This window comes from Pseudoalteromonas sp. SG45-1 (genome assembly GCF_014164135.1).
GTDB classification, from domain to species: Bacteria; Pseudomonadota; Gammaproteobacteria; order Enterobacterales; family Alteromonadaceae; genus Pseudoalteromonas; species Pseudoalteromonas distincta.
Genome location: NZ_JACJEP010000006.1, coordinates 10281 through 29400 on the forward strand (window position 1 = coordinate 10281; position 19120 = coordinate 29400).

The 19120-nt window shown below is 38.9% G+C and carries 15 protein-coding genes; 8 read left to right on the forward strand and 7 right to left on the reverse strand.

All coding sequences use genetic code 11. From position 1 onward, the window contains the following. Positions 1-852 precede the first annotated feature (852 nt). Positions 853-1467, forward strand: a complete 615-nt coding sequence (locus H5117_RS07240; protein WP_002957915.1) for a trimeric intracellular cation channel family protein — start codon at positions 853-855, stop codon at positions 1465-1467. A gap of 34 nt (positions 1468-1501) precedes the next feature. Then, complete coding sequence (locus H5117_RS07245) at positions 1502-3013, forward strand: YifB family Mg chelatase-like AAA ATPase (RefSeq protein ID WP_182736896.1); 1512 nt, start codon at positions 1502-1504, stop codon at positions 3011-3013. Here H5117_RS07245 and H5117_RS07250 read toward each other — a convergent pair. Beyond that, on the reverse strand, positions 3010-3714 hold the full coding sequence (locus H5117_RS07250; RefSeq protein WP_182736898.1) for a response regulator transcription factor: 705 nt from the start codon (positions 3712-3714) through the stop codon (positions 3010-3012). The genes H5117_RS07245 and H5117_RS07250 overlap by 4 nt on opposite strands. A gap of 216 nt (positions 3715-3930) precedes the next feature. Continuing rightward, positions 3931-6426 carry a S9 family peptidase gene (locus H5117_RS07255; protein WP_182736900.1) on the reverse strand — a complete coding sequence of 832 codons (2496 nt, stop codon included), beginning with the start codon at positions 6424-6426 and terminating at the stop codon, positions 3931-3933. An 84-nt stretch (positions 6427-6510) separates the two neighbouring features. Here H5117_RS07255 and H5117_RS07260 point away from each other — a divergent pair, with 84 nt between their 5' ends. After that, the gene (locus tag H5117_RS07260) at positions 6511-7587 is read left to right on the forward strand and encodes a hemolysin family protein (protein ID WP_002957910.1); all 1077 of its coding nucleotides are present in this window, start codon (positions 6511-6513) and stop codon (positions 7585-7587) included. Positions 7588-7619: 32 nt separating this feature from the next. Here H5117_RS07260 and H5117_RS07265 read toward each other — a convergent pair whose 3' ends face one another. After that, the gene (locus tag H5117_RS07265; protein ID WP_182736902.1) at positions 7620-8831 is read right to left on the reverse strand and encodes an EAL domain-containing protein; all 1212 of its coding nucleotides are present in this window, start codon (positions 8829-8831) and stop codon (positions 7620-7622) included. A 166-nt stretch (positions 8832-8997) separates the two neighbouring features. On the opposite strand from H5117_RS07265, the gene H5117_RS07270 reads away from it, so the two are divergent. Beyond that, a complete protein-coding gene (locus tag H5117_RS07270) occupies positions 8998-10014 on the forward strand; it encodes a metalloprotease (RefSeq protein ID WP_182736904.1) in 1017 nt (338 codons plus the stop codon). A 291-nt stretch (positions 10015-10305) separates the two neighbouring features. After that, the gene (locus H5117_RS07275) at positions 10306-11046 is read left to right on the forward strand and encodes a CPBP family intramembrane glutamic endopeptidase (RefSeq protein ID WP_182736906.1); all 741 of its coding nucleotides are present in this window, start codon (positions 10306-10308) and stop codon (positions 11044-11046) included. 102 nt (positions 11047-11148) lie between these two features. On the opposite strand, the gene H5117_RS07280 is transcribed toward H5117_RS07275, so the two are convergent. Continuing rightward, on the reverse strand, positions 11149-12459 hold the full coding sequence (locus H5117_RS07280; protein ID WP_182736908.1) for a short-chain fatty acid transporter: 1311 nt from the start codon (positions 12457-12459) through the stop codon (positions 11149-11151). A 169-nt stretch (positions 12460-12628) separates the two neighbouring features. Here H5117_RS07280 and H5117_RS07285 point away from each other — a divergent pair, with 169 nt between their 5' ends. Next, a complete protein-coding gene (locus H5117_RS07285; protein ID WP_002957906.1) occupies positions 12629-13696 on the forward strand; it encodes a potassium channel family protein in 1068 nt (355 codons plus the stop codon). Then, positions 13696-13893 carry a PLDc N-terminal domain-containing protein gene (locus H5117_RS07290; RefSeq protein WP_002957905.1) on the forward strand — a complete coding sequence of 66 codons (198 nt, stop codon included), beginning with the start codon at positions 13696-13698 and terminating at the stop codon, positions 13891-13893. Before H5117_RS07285 ends, H5117_RS07290 begins: the two co-directional genes overlap by 1 nt. Before the next feature lie 36 nt (positions 13894-13929). Here H5117_RS07290 and H5117_RS07295 read toward each other — a convergent pair whose 3' ends face one another. Together H5117_RS07295 and H5117_RS07300 are read right to left on the reverse strand one after the other, a co-directional pair. Beyond that, positions 13930-14964 carry a hypothetical protein gene (locus tag H5117_RS07295; RefSeq protein ID WP_002957904.1) on the reverse strand — a complete coding sequence of 345 codons (1035 nt, stop codon included), beginning with the start codon at positions 14962-14964 and terminating at the stop codon, positions 13930-13932. A gap of 69 nt (positions 14965-15033) precedes the next feature. Beyond that, positions 15034-15492, reverse strand: coding sequence for an EVE domain-containing protein (locus H5117_RS07300; RefSeq protein WP_182736917.1), 459 nt, complete (start codon positions 15490-15492; stop codon positions 15034-15036). Positions 15493-15569: 77 nt separating this feature from the next. Between H5117_RS07300 and tesB the strand changes: the two genes are divergently transcribed. Further along, positions 15570-16427 (forward strand): acyl-CoA thioesterase II, encoded by an 858-nt coding sequence (gene tesB / locus H5117_RS07305; protein WP_182736919.1) that lies wholly within the window; start codon positions 15570-15572, stop codon positions 16425-16427. Positions 16428-16447: 20 nt separating this feature from the next. On the opposite strand, the gene plsB is transcribed toward tesB, so the two are convergent. Beyond that, complete coding sequence (gene plsB, locus H5117_RS07310; RefSeq protein ID WP_039489010.1) at positions 16448-18886, reverse strand: glycerol-3-phosphate 1-O-acyltransferase PlsB; 2439 nt, start codon at positions 18884-18886, stop codon at positions 16448-16450. Positions 18887-19120: the final 234 nt, after the last annotated feature.

The following is a 19120-nucleotide window of genomic DNA, read 5'->3' on the forward strand; positions in this document are numbered from 1 at the left end:
CTAAAATTTGGTGTGTATATTGTGGCTCATAACCCGAAGGTCGTCGGTTCACCTTTTATAAGTTCAGGCTCCCGCAACCACTGAAATAAATAAGAATGAAACGACACGCTTAAAGCGTGTTTTTTTATGTCTAAATTTAGTTTGTATATTGTGGCTCATAACCCGAAGGTCGTCGGTTCACCTTTTATAAGTTCAAGCTCCCGCAACCACTGAAATAAATAAGAATGAAACGGCACGCTTAAAGCGTGTTTTTTTATGTCTAAAATTTAGTGTGTATATTGTGGCTCATAACCCGAAGGTCGTCGGTTCACCTTTTATAAGTTCAAGCTCCCGCAACCACTGAAATAAATAAGAATGAAATGGCACGCTTAAAGCGTGTTTTTTTATGTCTAAAATTTAGTGTGTATATTGTGGCTCATAATCCGAAGGTCGTCGGTTCACCTTTTATAAGTTCAGGCTCCCGCAACCACTGAAATAAATAAGAATGAAACGGCACGCTTAAAGCGTGTTTTTTTATGTCTAAAATTTGGTGTGTATATTGTGGCTCATAACCCGAAGGTCGTCGGTTCACCTTTTATAAGTTCAGGCTCCCGCAACCACTGAAATAAATAAGAATGAAACGACACGCTTAAAGCGTGTTTTTTATGTCTAAAATTTGATGAGTGTGGTGATTTAGCTTATAGGATAAAGATCATCTTCACTGCATGAGGCATTCACTTCTCATAAGCGCAAGCTCCCGCCCCCTGAGATACACTTTAAAATGTTATAAACTTCTTAAAATAAATCGTTATTACTTAAAACCTTGTTTGGTTTGTGTTAAAACGGCACAAATATTTTTAGGTTGTTACAAATATGACTGAACTTTACCACTGGTTTGATTTAATAGGCATTGCGGTGTTTGCTGTATCGGGCACTTTGCTAGCGTATGAGAAAAAAATGGATGGCTTTGGGGTCGTAGTTTTAGCGACAGTAACTGCTATTGGTGGTGGTACAGTGCGAGATCTAATTTTAGATGTTCCAGTGTTTTGGTTACACGATCAAAGTTACTTTTTTGCCATACTCGCTTCAGTATTTGTTACAACACGCCTTATAAATAAACAAAAGCCGATACCTCATTATATTTTACAAACAGCGGACGCGTTTGGGTTAGCTTTTTTTGCAGTAATGGGGGCGCAAAAAGCACAGCTTGTTGGTATGCCCGATATGACTGCGGTAATTATGGCTGTAATTACAGGCTGCTTTGGTGGATTAATTCGAGATGTGCTTGCACGCGAGATCCCTATGCTATTAAAGGGTGAGCTTTACGCTATTACCTGTATAGCGGGTGGTACTGTTTATACGCTTGGCATTAGTTTTTCGTTAGCAACCGAAATGGCGATGGTATTAGGAATGTTAATGACCTTATTACTTCGTTTAGCCGCTATAAAATGGCAAATCACATTACACGTTTTTAAATATCCTGACTAAACTGGTGTAATCACACCATTTACTAGGATAAGGAATGTCGTTAGCTCGTATATTTTCTCGTGCTCAAGTGGGCATAAATGCCCCTGAAGTTATTGTAGAGGTTCACCTAGGAAATGGTTTACCCGCTTTTCATATTGTAGGCCTGCCCGAAGCGTCTGTTAAAGAGTCGAAAGACAGGGTACGTAGCGCACTCGAAAACTCACAATTTGGTTTTCCCGATCAACGAATAACCGTAAATTTAGCCCCAGCCGACTTACCAAAAGATGGTGGGCGGTTTGATCTGGCTATTGCGGTGGGTATTTTAGTCGCCTCTGGGCAAATAGTGTGTCCTGATATTCATAAGTACGAGTTTTATGGTGAGCTTGCTCTTAATGGTGAAGTGCGTGGTGTAAACGCTATTTTACCTTCGGTACTTGCTGCTAAAGAAGAAGATCGCTGCTGCTTTTTACCTCTTGCAAACGACAGCCTAGCAAGCTTAGTTAATGGCGTTAAACGCAAAGCCGTAAGCTCTATTCAAGAAGTGTGGGGCGACCTACTTAATCAACAACCCTTGCCATTAAATATAGAGTATCCCGACTGCACACAAGCCCCTGACTTTTTGCTCGATTTAAGCGATGTTAAAGGTCAGCCTGGCGCCAAGCGAGTATTAGAAATAGCCGCAGCTGGCGGGCATAATTTACTATTTTTAGGCCCTCCAGGTACTGGTAAATCAATGCTGGCCCAGCGAATGGCAACTATAATGCCTACTATGTCGGACGATGAAGCTATTTCAACAGCTGCGCTTTACTCTATTATTGGACAATCCATAGATTTAACTAATTGGCGACAGCGGCCATTTCGTAATCCGCATCATACGTGCTCAGCTGTTGCTTTGGTGGGGGGCTCTTCAAATCCCAAGCCTGGTGAAATTTCGCTGGCACACAACGGTGTGCTCTTCTTAGATGAGTTACCGGAATTCGAGCGTAAGGTGCTTGATTCACTGCGTGAACCAATGGAGACCGGCACAGTAACTATTTCACGTGCAGCTAGGCAAATGGAGTTCCCAGCGCAGTTTCAGCTTATTACAGCATTAAACCCAAGCCCAACGGGGAGCCATACTGATAAGCGGGCAACTCCCGATCAAGTTATGCGTTATTTATCACGCGTGTCGGGGCCTTTTATTGACCGTATTGATTTGCAAATAGAACTACCTCGTTTAACGAGTGTTGAGCTACAAAGTACCAAACCAGAGGAAACCAGTGCAGAGGTTAGATCAAGAGTTGAGGCTGCTTATTACCTACAACTAAAACGTCAAGGTAAGGTTAATGCGAGACTTAATAATAAAGAAATGAGTGTGCACTGTGAACTTGCGCCTGCAGAGTTGCAATTTTTAGCCAGAGCAAGCGAGAAGTTATCTTTATCGCCACGCTCTTACCATAGAGTAATTAAGGTGGCGCGGACTATTAGTGATTTAAAAGGCGCTGAAAACATTAGTTTAAATGAGCTTAAAGAAGCACTTAATTACCGCGCATTTGAGCGCCTTATTGCGCAATTAACTAAGTATTAAATAGAAAGCATATAGCCTTTACCGCGTACGGTAACGATGCGTTTTTGATCTTTTTCGTCATTTAATTTTTTACGTAAACGACCAATAAGCACATCAACAGTACGATCGTTTGGACTCCAATCGGGCTGGCCTATTTCTTCAGATATTTTTTCACGGGATGTGGCTTTACCTGCATTACTAATTAAGCAAATAAGCACTTTATGTTCGGCTTCAGTTAAGCGTGACTCAACGCCCGCAGCAGTAATTAATGTGCGGTTATCAGGATGAAGCTTAAAGTCAGCATATTCTATAAACTCTTCGCTTTCGTCGTCTTCTAGGTTGACGGCAACACGCTTATAGAGCGCGCGCATGCGAAGCTCTAACTCAAGTAAATCGACGGGCTTACAAATATAGTCATCAGCACCTTGTGCAAGGCCTGCAATACGATCGGCTTGGGAGTCACGACTCGATAATACAATAACGCCAATATCGGTCAGTGTGTTTAATTCTTTTGCGAGCTGAAGCCCGTCGCGCTTTGGTAAGACAATGTCAATTATGGCTAATGATATAGCACCGCGCAGGTTTACCCGCTGCCTTACAATGTTAAGTGCATCAGCGCCAGTGGGGTCTACCTCTATTGTAAATTCGGTATCTGCAAAGTGATTATGGATGCGTTTAACGAGTAGTTCATCGTCTTCAACCAATAAAACATTAATAGCCATAGTACTTTATTTTGAATGCTTATAGCTCTGTATGGTAGCACCAATAGGTAAATGCTGAGAAGGGGGTTTATTAGTTTTAAGTAACTTAATATTTCAAAGGGGTATAAGACGTTATTAGAGGATGAGGTTAGCACCTTTAAACTAATTAAAAGGTGCTAAATAATTAATTCTACTACTAATAAATCTGTATTAAGTTGTTATTTTAAAGGTTCAGGCTCAGTCATTTTTATACATCGAGTCCCACCATTGAGGCTCGTTTTTTAGCTTTTTATCAAAGTATGCGAGCATGGTGTTCCACCAATCAAATCGTTTATCGCGTGCAAAAATTTGATGGTCGGCGCCTTTGTATTCGATTAACTCTACGTCCTTATTAAGCAGTTTAAGCGCAGTGTACATTGTTAAGCTTTCGCCAACAGGTACATTGGTATCGCTATCACCATGAAGAAGTAGCATAGGTGTTGTTACTTTGTCGGCATGAAATACAGGACTATGTTGGCTGTAAAGCTCAGGGTTATTCCACGGGAAGCTATTTTTTGATGCTTCGCCAGAATATAAGTAGCCCCACCAACCTTCACCCCAATACGAGGTAATATTAGAAATCCCCGCATGAGCTATTGAAGCACTAAATATATCGGTTTTAGTTGCCAATAACATGGTCATGAAGCCACCGTACGATGCCCCTAAGTTACCTACTTTTTTACTATCAACATAGTTGTATTTATTTAAAAAGGCTTGTGTGCCTTCGATAATATCGTCTGCGGTGTAGTCGCCCCAGGCATTAACATGCTGCGCTGAAAACTTTTGTCCAAACCCTGTTGCGCCAGTAGGTTGCACTACATAAACAACATAGCCATTTTCTGCCCATAAGTTAAACGGGTAACGACCTGTAAAACCACGCGTAACGGGTGAAGTACCGCCGTAGTAATACACGAGCGCAGGGTGCTTTTTAGTTTTATCTAAGTTGCTAGGAATGTACACACGACCCGTTATTTCGACACCATGTTTATTTTTAAAATTAAACTCTTCTAATGTAGGGAGTCGTGTATTTGCATAGCTACTTGGTTTTGAATCCCATATTAAATCTGTTTTATTTTTACTTACGTTCAGGCGCTTTAGTTGTTGTGGCGCTAAAGCGTTAGTGCCACTTAATAAAATTTCGGTATTACGGTCGTGTGAGTAACTAAATTGTTCAACAATATCCAATCCTGTATTTAACTTTTTAAAGCGCTGTTTACTTAAATCAAATAGGTAAAGTGGTTGAGTGTCTTGCTCTGTTACTTTAATAAGCGCATCGCCGTTTTCTAAAACGTGCAGTTGGCCAATAGCGGGGTCGAACTGTTTACTGAGTGCTTTTACGTTTTTACCGCCTTCAGTAAGTAGGTAAAGTTGCCCGTCGTAGTTATTAGCGAGCATAGCTTTTGGTAATGCTCTGCCTGCGCCATTTTTAAAGTCAGGGCCTGCAACTACATAAATATCTTTATTTGTATATTTGGCTAAATTAAACGTTTTGAATTTACCAAGCGATGAAAGCTTGTTTGATTTTAAATCGAGTTCAACAAGCTCTGTTTCAGGGTGAGTTGATGCTTGCATTGCCATTACTGGGCGGCTCATTAATACTTTGCCACGGTTACTATTTGAATCTTCAAGGCTGTAAGAAAGAGGACCTTGGCTAAGTGCTTTTGTTAAACCACTTTTAGTATCAAGCATATAAATTTGGCTGGTGGTACGTGCATACGACCAGCGATCTTGTAGACCTTTATAGTGCTTGGTTAAGCTGTTAGTGCTCTCAGGTGATTTAGACCAGCTAAACAAAAGGCTGGTGTTGTTATAAAAGGTAAAGCTATTAGCTCCTTCTAAATCGTTTGCTAATGTTTTTATTGAGAGGTTTTTACGGTTAAGTTGTTTAAGCTCACCATTTAACAAATACACTAAATATTGGTTATCTGGACTCCAAATAATGTTACTTGGTTGGCCTGCTTCAAAGCGATAAAGCGTTTGATTGTCTGAATCTTCAAGTACAGTAACTGTATTTGCTTGATTTTGTGTTTTATCACTATAAGTGCGAGTGGTAGTAACGTACTGCTTGGCATTAGGTGCGAGTGATAATTGGCTAATTGTAGGGGCATCAAACAGTTGTTTTGCAGATAAACGTTTTATGTGTGAAGTGCTGAGCGTAATTTTATCAACCTCGCTTTTAGGTGCAAAATCAAGCGTTACATCGTGCCAATTAGCTACTTGCTGGGCTACTATTAAAACAGTGTGAGTACTGTTATTTAAAGCTAACTTATAGCTATTTTTATCGCCTGTTTGTAGTTCGCCATTAATAAATAACTGCCCTTGCTCAATCCCTTTTAAGGTAAGCGTACCTTGCGTAAAGCGGGTTGTTTCAATATTAAATTTTAGTGCCTGTAACCCACCTAAAGTGAGCGCATTGATTTTATTAAACGGTTGCCAGTTTTGTTTTTTCCCAAATATAGAAAAACTATCGGTGTCTGCTTGTAGTTGCGGCAATAGGTTGTTAATAATCGCACTGCCATGAGGTGTCTGAAAAGGCTTTAACTGCATATCTTCGGCAAGTGGGCCGATAAACTGAATTTTTGATTTATCCAATGGTGCCGCTATTGCAGCAAAGCTTAAGCTGCTAAGTGTTAAAAGAGCTGCTGCGTACTTAAATAGCTTATTTTGATGACACCATGGTGCGCTAAATTTCATTATTATGCCTATTATTATTGGAAGTTTGGCCAAATATAGCATGTATTGTTACCATGCTCACATATCCAATATAGAGGAGAGAAAGTGACTTTACTGATAGTTTATATGGTAGTGGCGATTGTTATTTCGTTTTTATGTTCTGTGATGGAGGCTGTGTTATTAAGTATTTCGCCCAGCTATGTTGCATCACTTAGAAAAAAACACCCTGAGCTTGCTAAACAGCTCGAAAAGCTTAAAAACAATATAGATCAGCCTTTAGCTGCTATTTTAACTTTAAATACAGTTGCCCATACAGCAGGTGCAGCGGGAGTTGGCGCACAAGCGGCTGTCGTTTTTTCCGATGCGGCTGTAGGTATTGCATCAGCCATTATGACATTTCTCGTATTAATTCTTTCTGAAATTATACCTAAAACCTTGGGGGCTAATTACTGGCGAGCTTTAACGCCAAGCGTTACCTACGCTTTGCGTTTTTTAGTTATATCGCTAAAGCCTTTTGTATGGTTTGCTCAAAAGCTAACAAATTTAATGGGTCCAAAGCACGATGAGGCTTATTATATTCGTCAAGAGATAGAGGCAATGGCAGATATAGGCACGGAGTCGGGAGCATTACATCAAGATGAATCTGATATTATCCGTAATTTGTTGCATTTTAAGCATGCAAAATTATGTGATTTAATGACGCCGCGAACTGTTATTTTCAAAATCCATAAAGATTTAACAGTTAATCAGTATTTAAATGAACATGGGTCGTCATCGTTTTCTAGAGTGTTGGTATTTGATAAAGATGCCGATGATATCGTTGGGTTTGTGCATAAAAACGATATTATGCTGGCATTTCACCGCTTAGGCACCGATTACAAAATTAGCAAATTGATTAAGCCTATTTATACCGTACCAACTTCTCAGAACGTATCGTCGTTACTGCAAACTCTTTTAACAAAGCGCACGCATATATGCCTAGTTGTAGATGAGTACGGTGACGTGCAAGGTATTGTAACGCTAGAGGATATGATTGAAGCTTTAATGGGGCTAGAGATTGTAGATGAGCGTGACCAATCTACTAATATGCGCGCAGTAGCAAGGCAGCGTTGGCACAAACGTTTAGCAAGTAGTGCGCATATAGTCAGTGAAGAAGATAAACACACTCGGGGTGATAATTAGTTAACCAGCCCCGATTAAATATTAATACCGCTTTAAGCGGGGCTGCCATCAGTTTTTAACCAATCTTTAGCCCAAGATATAAATTCGTCTTGTGGTTTAGGGCGACTAAATAAAAAACCTTGTATGGCTAGTTTTCTTCTATAATGCCTTAAATAAACGAGCTCTTCTGGTCGTTCAACACCTTCTGCTACTAAGTCTAAATTATCTTTACTCGTAATATTAAATAACGAACTTACGACCACTTGAGAAAATAAATCTGTTTCTATATGGCTAATAAGTGAACGGTCTATTTTAATTTCAGTAAAAGGAAGATTTCGAAGCTGATTCATATTAGTAAAACCAACACCAAAATCGTCTAGCGATATACCAAAGCCATGCATTCTTAATCTGTTTACTGTTTCTAATTGCATGAGGCTTGAGAGTGCATGTTGTTCTGTTATTTCTATAATTATATTACTAGGTGTGAGTTGGTTTAGCTCTAAAATAAGTAGTAATTTATTAGGGCAGTTTAGGTCATCGAGCTGGGTTGGCGATAAGTTAAAGGCCATTTTAAAATCATGACCTAGTTGTGCTGTCATATTTTTGAATTCGCTGGTGGCCTTTTCAAAAAGAGAAAATGTAATTTGATTAATTAAGTTGTGTTGTTCGGCAGTATTTATAAAACGGCAAGGTAAAATAATATTGTCGTCTTTACTTGATAAAATACGCGCTAACACTTCAACGCTTTCAATTTTATTGTTATCCGCGTTTATTTTTGGTTGGTAAAAAGGCGTTATTTCATCGTTTTTTAATGCATCAATAAGCTCATCTTTTGAAATGGCTGGCTCTTTTAATAAAGTGTGGCTGTTTAATTGCGCCACTTTAGTAAGTAACCTACTAACCTGAGACAGTTGCACTGGCTTTGAAATATTACCAATGAGGTGCGCGTTATGTTGTTTCGCGAGATTGGCAGCTAAGCTAATAACTTTATGGTCCATTTCAGAAACAATTATTATACCGCCTTGATAATGTCGCTCTCCTAAGTGGCGGATTAATTCCATGCCGTCCATTTCGGGCATATTGAGATCAGTAAAAATAGCATCAAAGTAGTTGATATCCTCTTTAACTTTTTCAAGCGCTTCTTTTGCATTCAGGCACGTAGTTATAGTGTTGGACATACCCAATTCGTTAAGTATAGCTTCCATAACGATCAAAATTGCTTTTGAATCGTCAACAACTAAAATATTAGGCACTATCTTCTTCACTGTTATCCCTTTCAATGTATCGCTTGGAGTTACTATAAAAGTAGTAGTGTTTTTTTATTTTGTCAGTATCAAATGCTTTTATTTTGAAAATAGTTACCTAGCACCTTCTCTCGTGTTTTTAAGCTGATTAGGTATACTAGCGCCATTGTTTTAAACGGTCTTAATTATGATAAGAATAGATCTTACTTTAGCCGAGCAACCATTTTCGCTTATGGTGTCTGGGCAAAAAATTGTGCAGGTATTTCATGCGCAACAAGCCATTACCTTTGATAACCCTCGTGAAAACTACTATCAGTTTACTTACGACAACAAAAAAATAGGCATCAATACAGGGGCAGTCGAAGAGCAAAGCATTTCGCTCTTTGTAGATGATCAATTTGCAACACAACTTGCGTTGCCAGCACCTACAAATGGGTCACCTAAAAAAGGCTTTTTAGGGCTAGCAGCATTAGGTTTTAAGCTTTTTAAAAGCGCTAAGGTAATTAAAGTAGTGCTTGCAGGGGCTTCTGTTGCAGGCTATGCGTGGTTATTTAGTATTGAATTTGCACTAATGTTAATTGGTTGCTTAGTGGTACACGAATACGGCCATGTGCGAGCAATGAAATACTTTGGCATAAAAACCAAAGGTATTTACTTAATCCCGTTTGTTGGTGGGCTTGCTGTAAGTGACGATAAAATAACGACTCGTTGGCAAGATGTAGTTATATCATTAATGGGGCCTGCATTTGGTTTAATTACCTCGGTACTGGGTGTCGTTTTATATTACGCCACCGAGATGGAAATATTTGCAGGTGTGGCAGTGCTTAGTGCGTTATTAAATTTATTTAACTTGCTACCAATTTTGCCGCTTGATGGCGGGCATGTACTAAAAAGTATTAGCTTTTCAATGCGTTCATGGATTGGCCTAAGTGTATGTTTACTCGGTGTACTGTTTGGTTTATGGCTGAGCTACACATTTGGCTTAATGTTACTGGTATTCTTTTTGTTTGTAGGTGCGCTGGAAATTGTATTTGAATGGCGAGGCCGTCACTATTCACACTTAATGCCACTAGATAAATATGGCCAAGGCTTTTCAGCAGTTATGTATGCAATTGTAGTAGCGGGGCATGTAGCTGTAATGATGCACTTTGCCGATTCAGAAAATCCAATATTGAGCCTGCCGATGACTATTTTATCGAGCTAGCAATAATAAGAGCATGGTAGCTCAAATCTCGCTCACTATGCTGTTTTTTGTACGTTGCTTTTAAGGTTTTTGTGCATTTGTTGTTTAGAAAGGAAGCTGTCGCTCAGTAAAGTGGGCGTTTAACAGGGGCAATTACGCTTGCCCAACCACTCTGAATAAAATTAATTGTGTTTATTTTAGCTTGTGTGGCGATAGCAAGATGTTAGTTTTGATTTGTTTCTTAATGGGGGAATTGATATGGTACTATCCCTCAGAATGAAAAATAACAATAAGCCGTGAGCTGATAAAATTATGGATGATGCGATAAAACAACAAGTAAATCAAAGCACAGGGGAATCTTTATTGTACACGCTTTATTGGTTCGCCTTTTTTGTACTGGTGCTCCCAATGGCCTCATACTTGATTATTTTTTTATCGGGTGGTGGGGCATTATTGTTAAATGACCTTACACATTTAGAGCAACTAGATTCGAATCCCGGCTTAGTTTTTATATCTACCTTCCTCACTGCTGTACTTACACTGCCATTTTTAAAGCCTACTCTTGATGCGCAAAATAAAAGCGAAGTTATTGGGCGCTTAGCAATAAAAAAAGTGGCTCTTTTTCCTTTAATCATCACAATGTTATTAACAGCGGCTTACGTTTTATTGGAACAATGGCTTTTTGGTTTTATGGAAGTCGCCTTGCCAGATTTTATGTTAGAAGTTGAAGCACAAACAAATTCGCTTTTAGCCAAAATTATGCTGCTTTTAGCAGTAGTACTTATTGGGCCTATATATGAGGAGGTGATTTTTCGAGGAGTGGCATTCTATAGGCTGAAAAAAACCGCTTTAGGAGTCAGTGGCGCAATTATTATCTCAAGTATTGTGTTTACATTGATACATGGGCAGTATGATCAAGTTGAAATTTTTATTTCTCTGTTTGTATTTTCTTGCTTGGTGGGGTTAATTCGTCATTTATCGGGTAATCTGTGGTATTGCATTATCGCTCACATGATCTGTAATTTATTAGCACTAGGTGAAATTATTTGGTGATATTAAATTACTTACCAGTTAGCTTTATTTTCTTGCTTAGTTCTTTTTGGTTTGCAGCTAGCAAGCGCGAAATAAAATCACGCCTTTTTATTATGCTTGCCGTTAGTAAAAGCTCAATACCAGCGATATAAAAATCCCTGTTACAAATAGCTGCACTACACAAAAACCCATAATATCTTTTGCTTTTAGGCCCGCTATAGCCAATACGGGTAGTGCCCAAAAAGGTTGAATTAAATTAGTCCACGCATCGCCCCATGCTACAGCCATTGCAACGCGCGATATATCGGCGCCTAGCTCTTGCGCTGCGGGTATAACAATAGGCGCTTGTACTGCCCATTGGCCGCCGCCAGAGGGCACAAACATATTAACGAGTCCTGCACTTATAAAGCTGTAAAATGGCAAGCTATCGGCATCTGCAATGGCAATAAAGCCTTGTGATATTTGTTGTGCTAACCCTGTATCGACCATCACCGCCATAATGCCAGCATAAAACGGAAACTGAATAACAATACCCGCACCACTTGGAATTGCTTGTTGTAAGCTATTAAGCACATTGTGAGGAGTTTGATGTAGCGTAATAGCTAAAAACAAAAATACGGCAATAACGCTATTAAGGTTTAAGTTTCCGCGAGCAATAAAAAAGTAATAACCTAAATATGCCAAACCTAATAAGCCAATTGTCATACCGAGTAGTTTGCTTTGTTCCAAATGTTGGGCAGGTCTGGTTATTGTTGTGGGCTTAGGTGTTGTCTCTTGTAAAAGAGCTGGGTCGATATATACGCTTTCTTGCTCGCTTGGCAGCATATAGCGATTAACGAGCGGCATAATAATAAATAAACCAACTATTATGGCTATATTAAAGCCCGCAAATAAAGTGTGCTCTGTACTAATAATACCAATGCTGGCCTCTGAAAAGTGACCATCGGTTGCGATGGTTAAAGGAATCGAACCCGCTAATCCGCCATGCCATACAACAAAACCTGAGTAAGCGCTGGCTACTAATAATCGATAATCAACACGAGTGTGTTTAGCAATTGCTTTGGCAAAAAGGGCACCAATAACTAAGCCAAATCCCCAATTTATCCAGCTCGCTAAAAGCGAAATAAGCGTGACTAAAATAATTGCTTTAGGTGCGGTGCTTGCAAATGTTGCTAGCTTTTCTAATAACTTACTTATAGGTGGCGTACTTGCCAACATATAGCCTGTAATTAACACTAGTAGCATTTGCATAGCAAAACTTAATAAGTTCCAAAACCCACCTCCCCACGCTTGTAATACTTCAATGTTAGTTGCGGTTGTAAATAAGCTCGCACTGACAAGAGTAATTATTGTAAGTAAAATTACAAATATAAAAGGGTCGGGAAGATAGCGCTCTACAATTTTAGTAAAAGGGCGGGCTATTTTATTAAGCATAAGCACAACTGTTTTGGTTATTATTTTAACGCTAATTAATCATGAAAAATCACCATTGGCAAACAGCATTTAGTCTAATATTTGCGGTTAAAAGCTTAAACATTGCTTAAAAGCATCGCTTACAGTAACGTACTGTTTATAGATAATTTACTAACGAAGACTTTGTATTATGCCGGTGATATTTAAAAGGCTAGCGTTACTTGTTCGCGCTCATATAGATCAGTTGAGTTGGCAAGCAGTGGCATTAGCTATTTTGACTCATATGCTATTAACATGGAGCTTACTATTTATAGCGAATGAGAAAGCGTTAACCTCGCTTACTACCTTTTTTTACTATTACACAGTAACAACATCAACAGTGGGATATGGTGACTTTAGTCCAACTACTGATCTTGGTCGTTGGGTGGTTGCATTAATACAAATTCCATTTGGTTTAGCTTTATTTGGTGTTTTGCTAGGAAAAGCAGGACAAACTGTTACTTACTTAATTAGGCGCGCTATGACTGGTGATAAAAACTTTGCCCACAGTAACCACCATATTATTATTTTTGGTTGGCACGACACTCGTACAAAAAAGATGATTGATTACATTTTGGCAGATACGAAACGTACTGACCGTCGTATTTTACTCGCGGTAACAGAGCAAATGGATCATCCTTTTTTAGCTAACGAAAGCGTTGATTTTGCACGTTTAACGAGCTTTACTAATTTAGCTGAGCTAGAGCGGGTTGCTATTCGTAGTGCTGATAAGGTGATTATTGATGGTCAAGATGACGATCAGACATTTACAACAGCCCTGCGCATTAGTCGCTTAGTAAAAGATGATTGTCATATAAGTGCTCACTTTTTGGATGAAACCAAAGTTGAGATGATGTTAGAGCATTGCCAAAATGTAGAGTGTAGTAGTGCAAAATCAGCTGAGATACTCGTACGCTCAATGCAAGATCCAGGTTCGAGCCGTGTGCAAGAGGAGCTGCTATCTACTTTGCACGGCGATACACAATTTAGTTTGAAAATACCAGGCGGCTGCAAAGATATGGAGTTTGGTACTTTGTTTCATCATTTTAAGCTTGAGCATGATGCAATACTGTTGGGTGTTGCTCATAATTTAAGTGCACAAAATATGGATTTAAATCCACCATTAGATTACAAAGTAAGTGAAGGCGATATTCTGCACTATATATCGGTAGATCGAGTATTAAGTAGTGAAGTAGACTGGTCGAGCCTAGAAAAATAATGAATGAAGTTGTATTTTTAATTGTTGTTTTAAGTGCTTATATATTACCTGTCGTTATCGTACTCAATAGTAAGCGTACACAGGGTCATGAAAAGAATGGCTGGCTAATGGGAATAATTATATTTTCTTGGTTAGGGTTAATGATGTACTTTGCCATTGTGCCCAAGTATGGGCACAAAAAGAAAAAGGCCAAATAGAGTAGTTGGCCTTTACAGCCGCTTTTACTGGCGTAACTACTCTTCTAGTTGCTTAATTTTATGCTCAATTAAAGGATCGTCAGGTACAAGTTGTTGAGCAACTTCTAATAACTGAATGGCATCATTAGGATGCTCATCTTGATGTTTAAGGGCAACATCTATTAATGGCTGAATATCAATTTTTGCCTGATGTTCCTGTACGTGAACTTCTTTTTCATCAATCAAAATATTATGAGCTTTGCTTAATAGTGTTTGACGGTGAGCTGAGTTTACATTCGCTTTATTAAGGCTTTTGTAATAATCCTCTTTAAAACGTAAGGTTTTAGTTTGCATACGAAATTGCGCAATATCAATTTGCTGATGCTGGATAAAATCGACGGCTACTTGCTTATAAAACCCAAACTTATTCAAATATGTAGCGTGTGTGCCATGTCCCATACCAAATACTCGTAAGTGAGTTAACTGCTTATAGCGCTTAGCGTGCATTCGGTCTATACGATTAGTAGGATCGTAAATAATATAGCCTTGGGCATCTCCTAAATCTAGATCGTGATAATCTTGCTGCCAATCAAACTGCTGAGCTATATCGGTACTAGAGCGGTCATCCCACGGTACTAATTCTTTATTTTTAGTACTTACCGGATGGAAGAACAACACCTGATTTAGCTTTAATAGTTTAGCAAAAGCGCCAACAGCAAATCCGCCACGACTTAAACCATAGCCAAGTCGACAATTAAACGGCGTAAGTAATGTTGATAATTGCTCGAGAAAAAAGATTAAATTACGATTACGAAACCAATTACTTTTACCTAAATGCTGAAAAGCGATTACGTTTACGTTTTGTTTTTGAGCTAAGTGATAACCCCATGGTGCAAAATCAGGATGAAGATCTTGCTCTTGCACGTTAGTGCCAGCAGGGGAAAAGGTAAAAAGCAGGGGTTTATTAACGTCAACAAAATCATACTTAACAAATACATCGCCGAGTAAATCACTACCCGTCATGGGTAATCGAGTTTGTTGCTCATTGCGCGGGAGAGTTAACCATTCATCTAACCAATACAGTAATTTCATTAATCCTCCAGCTATAAGTCAGCATAGATCATATCAAACTCAATGAAATTAGGTCAAACCGATAGGGTATTACTGCGCCATTTTGATTATTTCATCCCAGTCATTTTTAGTAACAGGCATTATTGATAGACGTCCGCCCTTTTTAAGTGCGATTTCAGTAATATTGTCATTGGCTTTAATATCTTTAAGGCTAATTAATTTTTTTAAATGGCTTTGATAAGTAACCTCAACAACCACCCAACGTGGTTTATCGCTGGTGGCTTTTGCATCGTAATAGTCGCTGCTTAAATCAAATTGAGTGGGGTCTGGGTAGGCTTCTTTAGTAACCTCGGCAATGCCCGCTACGCCCAGGTGTTTACAGCTTGAATGGTAAATCATGACTGAATCACCGACTTTGACGCCGTCACGCATAAAATTTCGAGCTTGGTAATTACGCACGCCTTCCCAAAGAGTCGTTTGTTTTGGTGCATTTTTTAAGTCATCTAATGAAAACGCATCGGGTTCAGTTTTAAATAGCCAGTAAGCCATAACAGTATTCCTAACAAATATTTACTTCCCACTATTGTATAGTATCATTTGGACACTAGGGTAATGAGGAAGAAATAATGAGCCAAGTATTAGATGATTTATTGTCGTTGTTAACACTTGAAGAAATTGAGCAAGGTTTATATCGAGGACAAAGCCAAGATTTAGGTTTTGGTGCTGTATTTGGTGGTCAAGTAATGGGGCAGGCGCTTTCTGCTGCCAAAGAAACTCTACCTGAAGGGCGAATAGTTCATTCATTACATTCTTACTTTTTACGCCCAGGCGATCCGGCTAAACCCATTGTTTATGACGTTGAAACTATTCGTGATGGAAAGAGCTTTAGTACGCGCCGAGTCAAAGCAATTCAGTACGGTAAACCTATTTTTTATATGACCGCGTCATTCCAAGGTGAAGAAAATGGGTTATCGCATCAAGCGACAATGCCTGATGTTCCCGCACCTGAAGAATTACGTTCATCGCTTGAGTTTTACCAAGATAATGCTTCGCATATCCCAGAGGTTATCCGTAATAAGTTTACCCGTGAAATGCCAATTGAAATGCGACCGGTTACTTTTCATAACCCGTTTAAACCAGAAGTTATGGAGCCGGTAAAGCATATTTGGTTTAAAGCTAATGGTGAAATGCCGGACGATCAGCGTATCCATAATTACTTATTAGCGTATGCGTCTGATTTTGAGTTTTTACCAACTGCATTACAACCTCATGGTGTATCGTTTATGCAGCCAAATATGCAAGTAGCTACTATTGATCATGCAATGTGGTTTCATCGTTCATTTAGAATGGATGATTGGATTTTGTATTCAATTGATAGTCCAAGTGCGAGTAATGGGTGTGGTTTGGTACGGGGGCAGTTTTTTGATCGCCAAGGCAACTTGGTTGCCTCAACAATGCAAGAAGGGGTTATGCGTCAACGTTAACCCCTTCTGTAAATGCATTGCTAGTTACACTGATCTTGAACTATATCGCTGATTGACTGCCAGACGCGTGCTGGCAGTAATGTTTTAAGGTGTGCGTAGGTTTCACATAGTTGTGTGCTACCTACTAAGCCCTTATCACCCTCTGTTATTAACGACTCGCCACGTAAGTTTTCGATAAAACTAACAAGTACTTTTTTGTCAAAAAACTCAGGTGTTTTAATACCATGCAGTGTACCTAAACGTTGTGCGAGTACTTGGCTTTCTCTTTCAAGCTCGGCTTTTTCAATGCCATCACTTGTTTGAATAAAACCAATCACAATAGCGTAACGTTGTAGGGTAAAGCTAAGTGCTCGTCCAAGCATTTCTAGCTTAGCTAAGCAGTCGTTACTGTTTGTTATATGAATGTTATCGCCATCAAACTCAATTAAATTTTGATCGGCAAAATTAGCTAAAATACGCGTTATGTAGTTTTCATCAAGAGGTTGTAAATACCATTCTTTAGCAAATAGCGGATAAAATGTTTTTACAAGTTGTTGGCATTGAGCAATCGTAGTGCTGTGTTGTTTAAATAGATGTAGTGCAATTAAGCTTGGTACTGCAAACAAGTGCAAAATATTGTTTCGGTAGTAATTAAACAGTACTTTTTCTTTATCGCTAATCGTAATAATTTCGCCAAACTCATCACTGATAACTTCAAACTTATTAAGCTTTAATGCATGCGTTAGTAATTGCTCTGGTGTTTCGTCTGGTGTAGTTACTTTATTACTGTAGCTTGCATCACGTTGTAAGCGCAGATAAAAATCAAGCTGAGCTAATAGCTTTGGTTTACTCAATGCTTGTTTATCGTTAACCAGCAATATCATCGCTAGTAAGTTAACCGCATTAAGCGCCGCTGCATTATTAATTTTAACCATTACTTGGTCGGCAAGTTTAGTTACTTGTGGTGCTAACCATTGTGGCTTTTGCACGTCAGTTGGGTGTATTGAATCACGCCAATCAGGTTGGTTATCGTTTAAGTATTGGTTAATAGAGATTGGATCGCCAAAGTTTAAATTACCACGACCGTAGTTTTTAAGGTTCTTGATTGCCTTAAAAATACCAAATATAGATTCGCCTTTTTTATCTTTACCATCCAGCTCTTTAAGGTAGGTGTTAATTTCCATGACGTGCTCGTAGCCAATGTAAACAGGAACAATAGATATTGGTCTGTCTATTCCGCGTAGCATTGCTTGTAATGTCATAGATAGCATACCCGTTTTAGGCGGAAGTAGGCGTCCAGTCCGGCTTCGACCGCCCTCCGTGTAAAACTTAACAGAGTAACCTTTAATAAACAGTTGGCTTAAATACTCTTTGAATATGGCAGAATAAAGTTTATTACCTGCAAATGAACGGCGAATAAAAAACGCACCAGAGCGTCTAAATATGCCTCCGGCAGGGAAAAAGTTAAGATTTATACCAGCAGCTATATGCGGAGGTACTAAACCCAAATGATAAATAGAGTAAGTAAGCAGTAAGTAATCCATATGGCTGCGATGACAAGGCATATAAATTATTTCATGTCCTTTATCTGTTAGTTCATGAATTTGTTCGGCGTGTTTAATATCAATACCATTATAAAGCTTATTCCATAACCAAGTTAAAAACCTTTCGGCCACACGTATCATTGCTTCAGAGTAATTAGCGGCTATTTCATCAAGTAGCTTAAGTGCATTTTGACGAGCTTCTGTTTGGCTAATGTTTTTAGCGTTAGCTTCATCTTGAATTGCTTTTTTTATAGTAGGTGACGCTAATAATGAATTAAATAATTGCTCACGAGATGGCATTTTAGGGCCTGTAGCAGCTAGCTTTTGGCGCTTAAAGTGAACACGCGCTACGCGTAATAATTTATGAGGTAACTCACTTACGTCGGCTTTTTCATTGACTAAAAGTGATAAGTCGAGTGGTTGGCTAAAGCGAATAAAGTTATCGCGCCCTGAAAATAACACCACAAAAAACTTTCTAAACCAGCTTGGAGTAAGAGAGTGTGTAATTAAAGTACGTAGTCCTGGCTTTTCTTTACCTGGATCGCGCCCCCATAAAATAGTAACAGGCACCACTTGTACGTTTTGCTGACCGCTTTTTATTAAGTACTCAATAATTTGCTTGCCTTGGGCTAAAGCATTGGTTGGTTTTGCTTCATCACCAAATAACGGTGGAGGATTTTTAATACCAATAAAACGGTCTAAATTTTGGGTCCCTAGCACTTGCTCTTCTGTTGGGCTAGGTAGGCCATTCTTTTTACAAACATGCGCCAGCGCGGCTAAATCAAAACGTGAATTTAAACGCACTATGTAAAATGTAGGGTACTCAGGGTTTAGATCATACTGTTTAATAGGATTTTCTGGCAGCACTTTGCTTTTCACAAATAAGCGGCTAAATCCAGCAGACATAACATTTAAACAATAATTAAAAATACGCATCGACTCACCATATTGAGAGTATTAAGGGCAAAATTAGCGCAATAGGATACCATAATATCTAAAAATCCCTTAGTTTGCGCAATTAAGATGTTTAGTTGTTTGTTGACTAGCATCAAAAGCATTAGTTCAAGTATAGCTATTGAACATGTATGGACGCATATTTAATCAAATTAGTATTCATTACATTGTTTCTAAATAGTTGTTGCATTTATCACCAATACCTCTATAATACGC

Bases quoted from the DNA above. Each gene is read 5' to 3' on its own strand.
- H5117_RS07270 (WP_182736904.1), top strand. From the start codon at position 8,998: ATGATAAGAATAGATCTTACTTTAGCCGAGCAACCATTTTCGCTTATG.
- H5117_RS07245 (WP_182736896.1), top strand. From the start codon at position 1,502: ATGTCGTTAGCTCGTATATTTTCTCGTGCTCAAGTGGGCATAAATGCC.
- H5117_RS07280 (WP_182736908.1), bottom strand. From the start codon at position 12,459: ATGCTTAATAAAATAGCCCGCCCTTTTACTAAAATTGTAGAGCGCTAT.
- H5117_RS07285 (WP_002957906.1), top strand. From the start codon at position 12,629: ATGCCGGTGATATTTAAAAGGCTAGCGTTACTTGTTCGCGCTCATATA.
- H5117_RS07255 (WP_182736900.1), bottom strand. From the start codon at position 6,426: ATGAAATTTAGCGCACCATGGTGTCATCAAAATAAGCTATTTAAGTAC.
- H5117_RS07300 (WP_182736917.1), bottom strand. From the start codon at position 15,492: ATGGCTTACTGGCTATTTAAAACTGAACCCGATGCGTTTTCATTAGAT.
- H5117_RS07290 (WP_002957905.1), top strand. From the start codon at position 13,696: ATGAATGAAGTTGTATTTTTAATTGTTGTTTTAAGTGCTTATATATTA.
- H5117_RS07275 (WP_182736906.1), top strand. From the start codon at position 10,306: ATGGATGATGCGATAAAACAACAAGTAAATCAAAGCACAGGGGAATCT.
- plsB (WP_039489010.1), bottom strand. From the start codon at position 18,886: ATGCGTATTTTTAATTATTGTTTAAATGTTATGTCTGCTGGATTTAGC.
- tesB (WP_182736919.1), top strand. From the start codon at position 15,570: ATGAGCCAAGTATTAGATGATTTATTGTCGTTGTTAACACTTGAAGAA.
- H5117_RS07295 (WP_002957904.1), bottom strand. From the start codon at position 14,964: ATGAAATTACTGTATTGGTTAGATGAATGGTTAACTCTCCCGCGCAAT.
- H5117_RS07240 (WP_002957915.1), top strand. From the start codon at position 853: ATGACTGAACTTTACCACTGGTTTGATTTAATAGGCATTGCGGTGTTT.
- H5117_RS07250 (WP_182736898.1), bottom strand. From the start codon at position 3,714: ATGGCTATTAATGTTTTATTGGTTGAAGACGATGAACTACTCGTTAAA.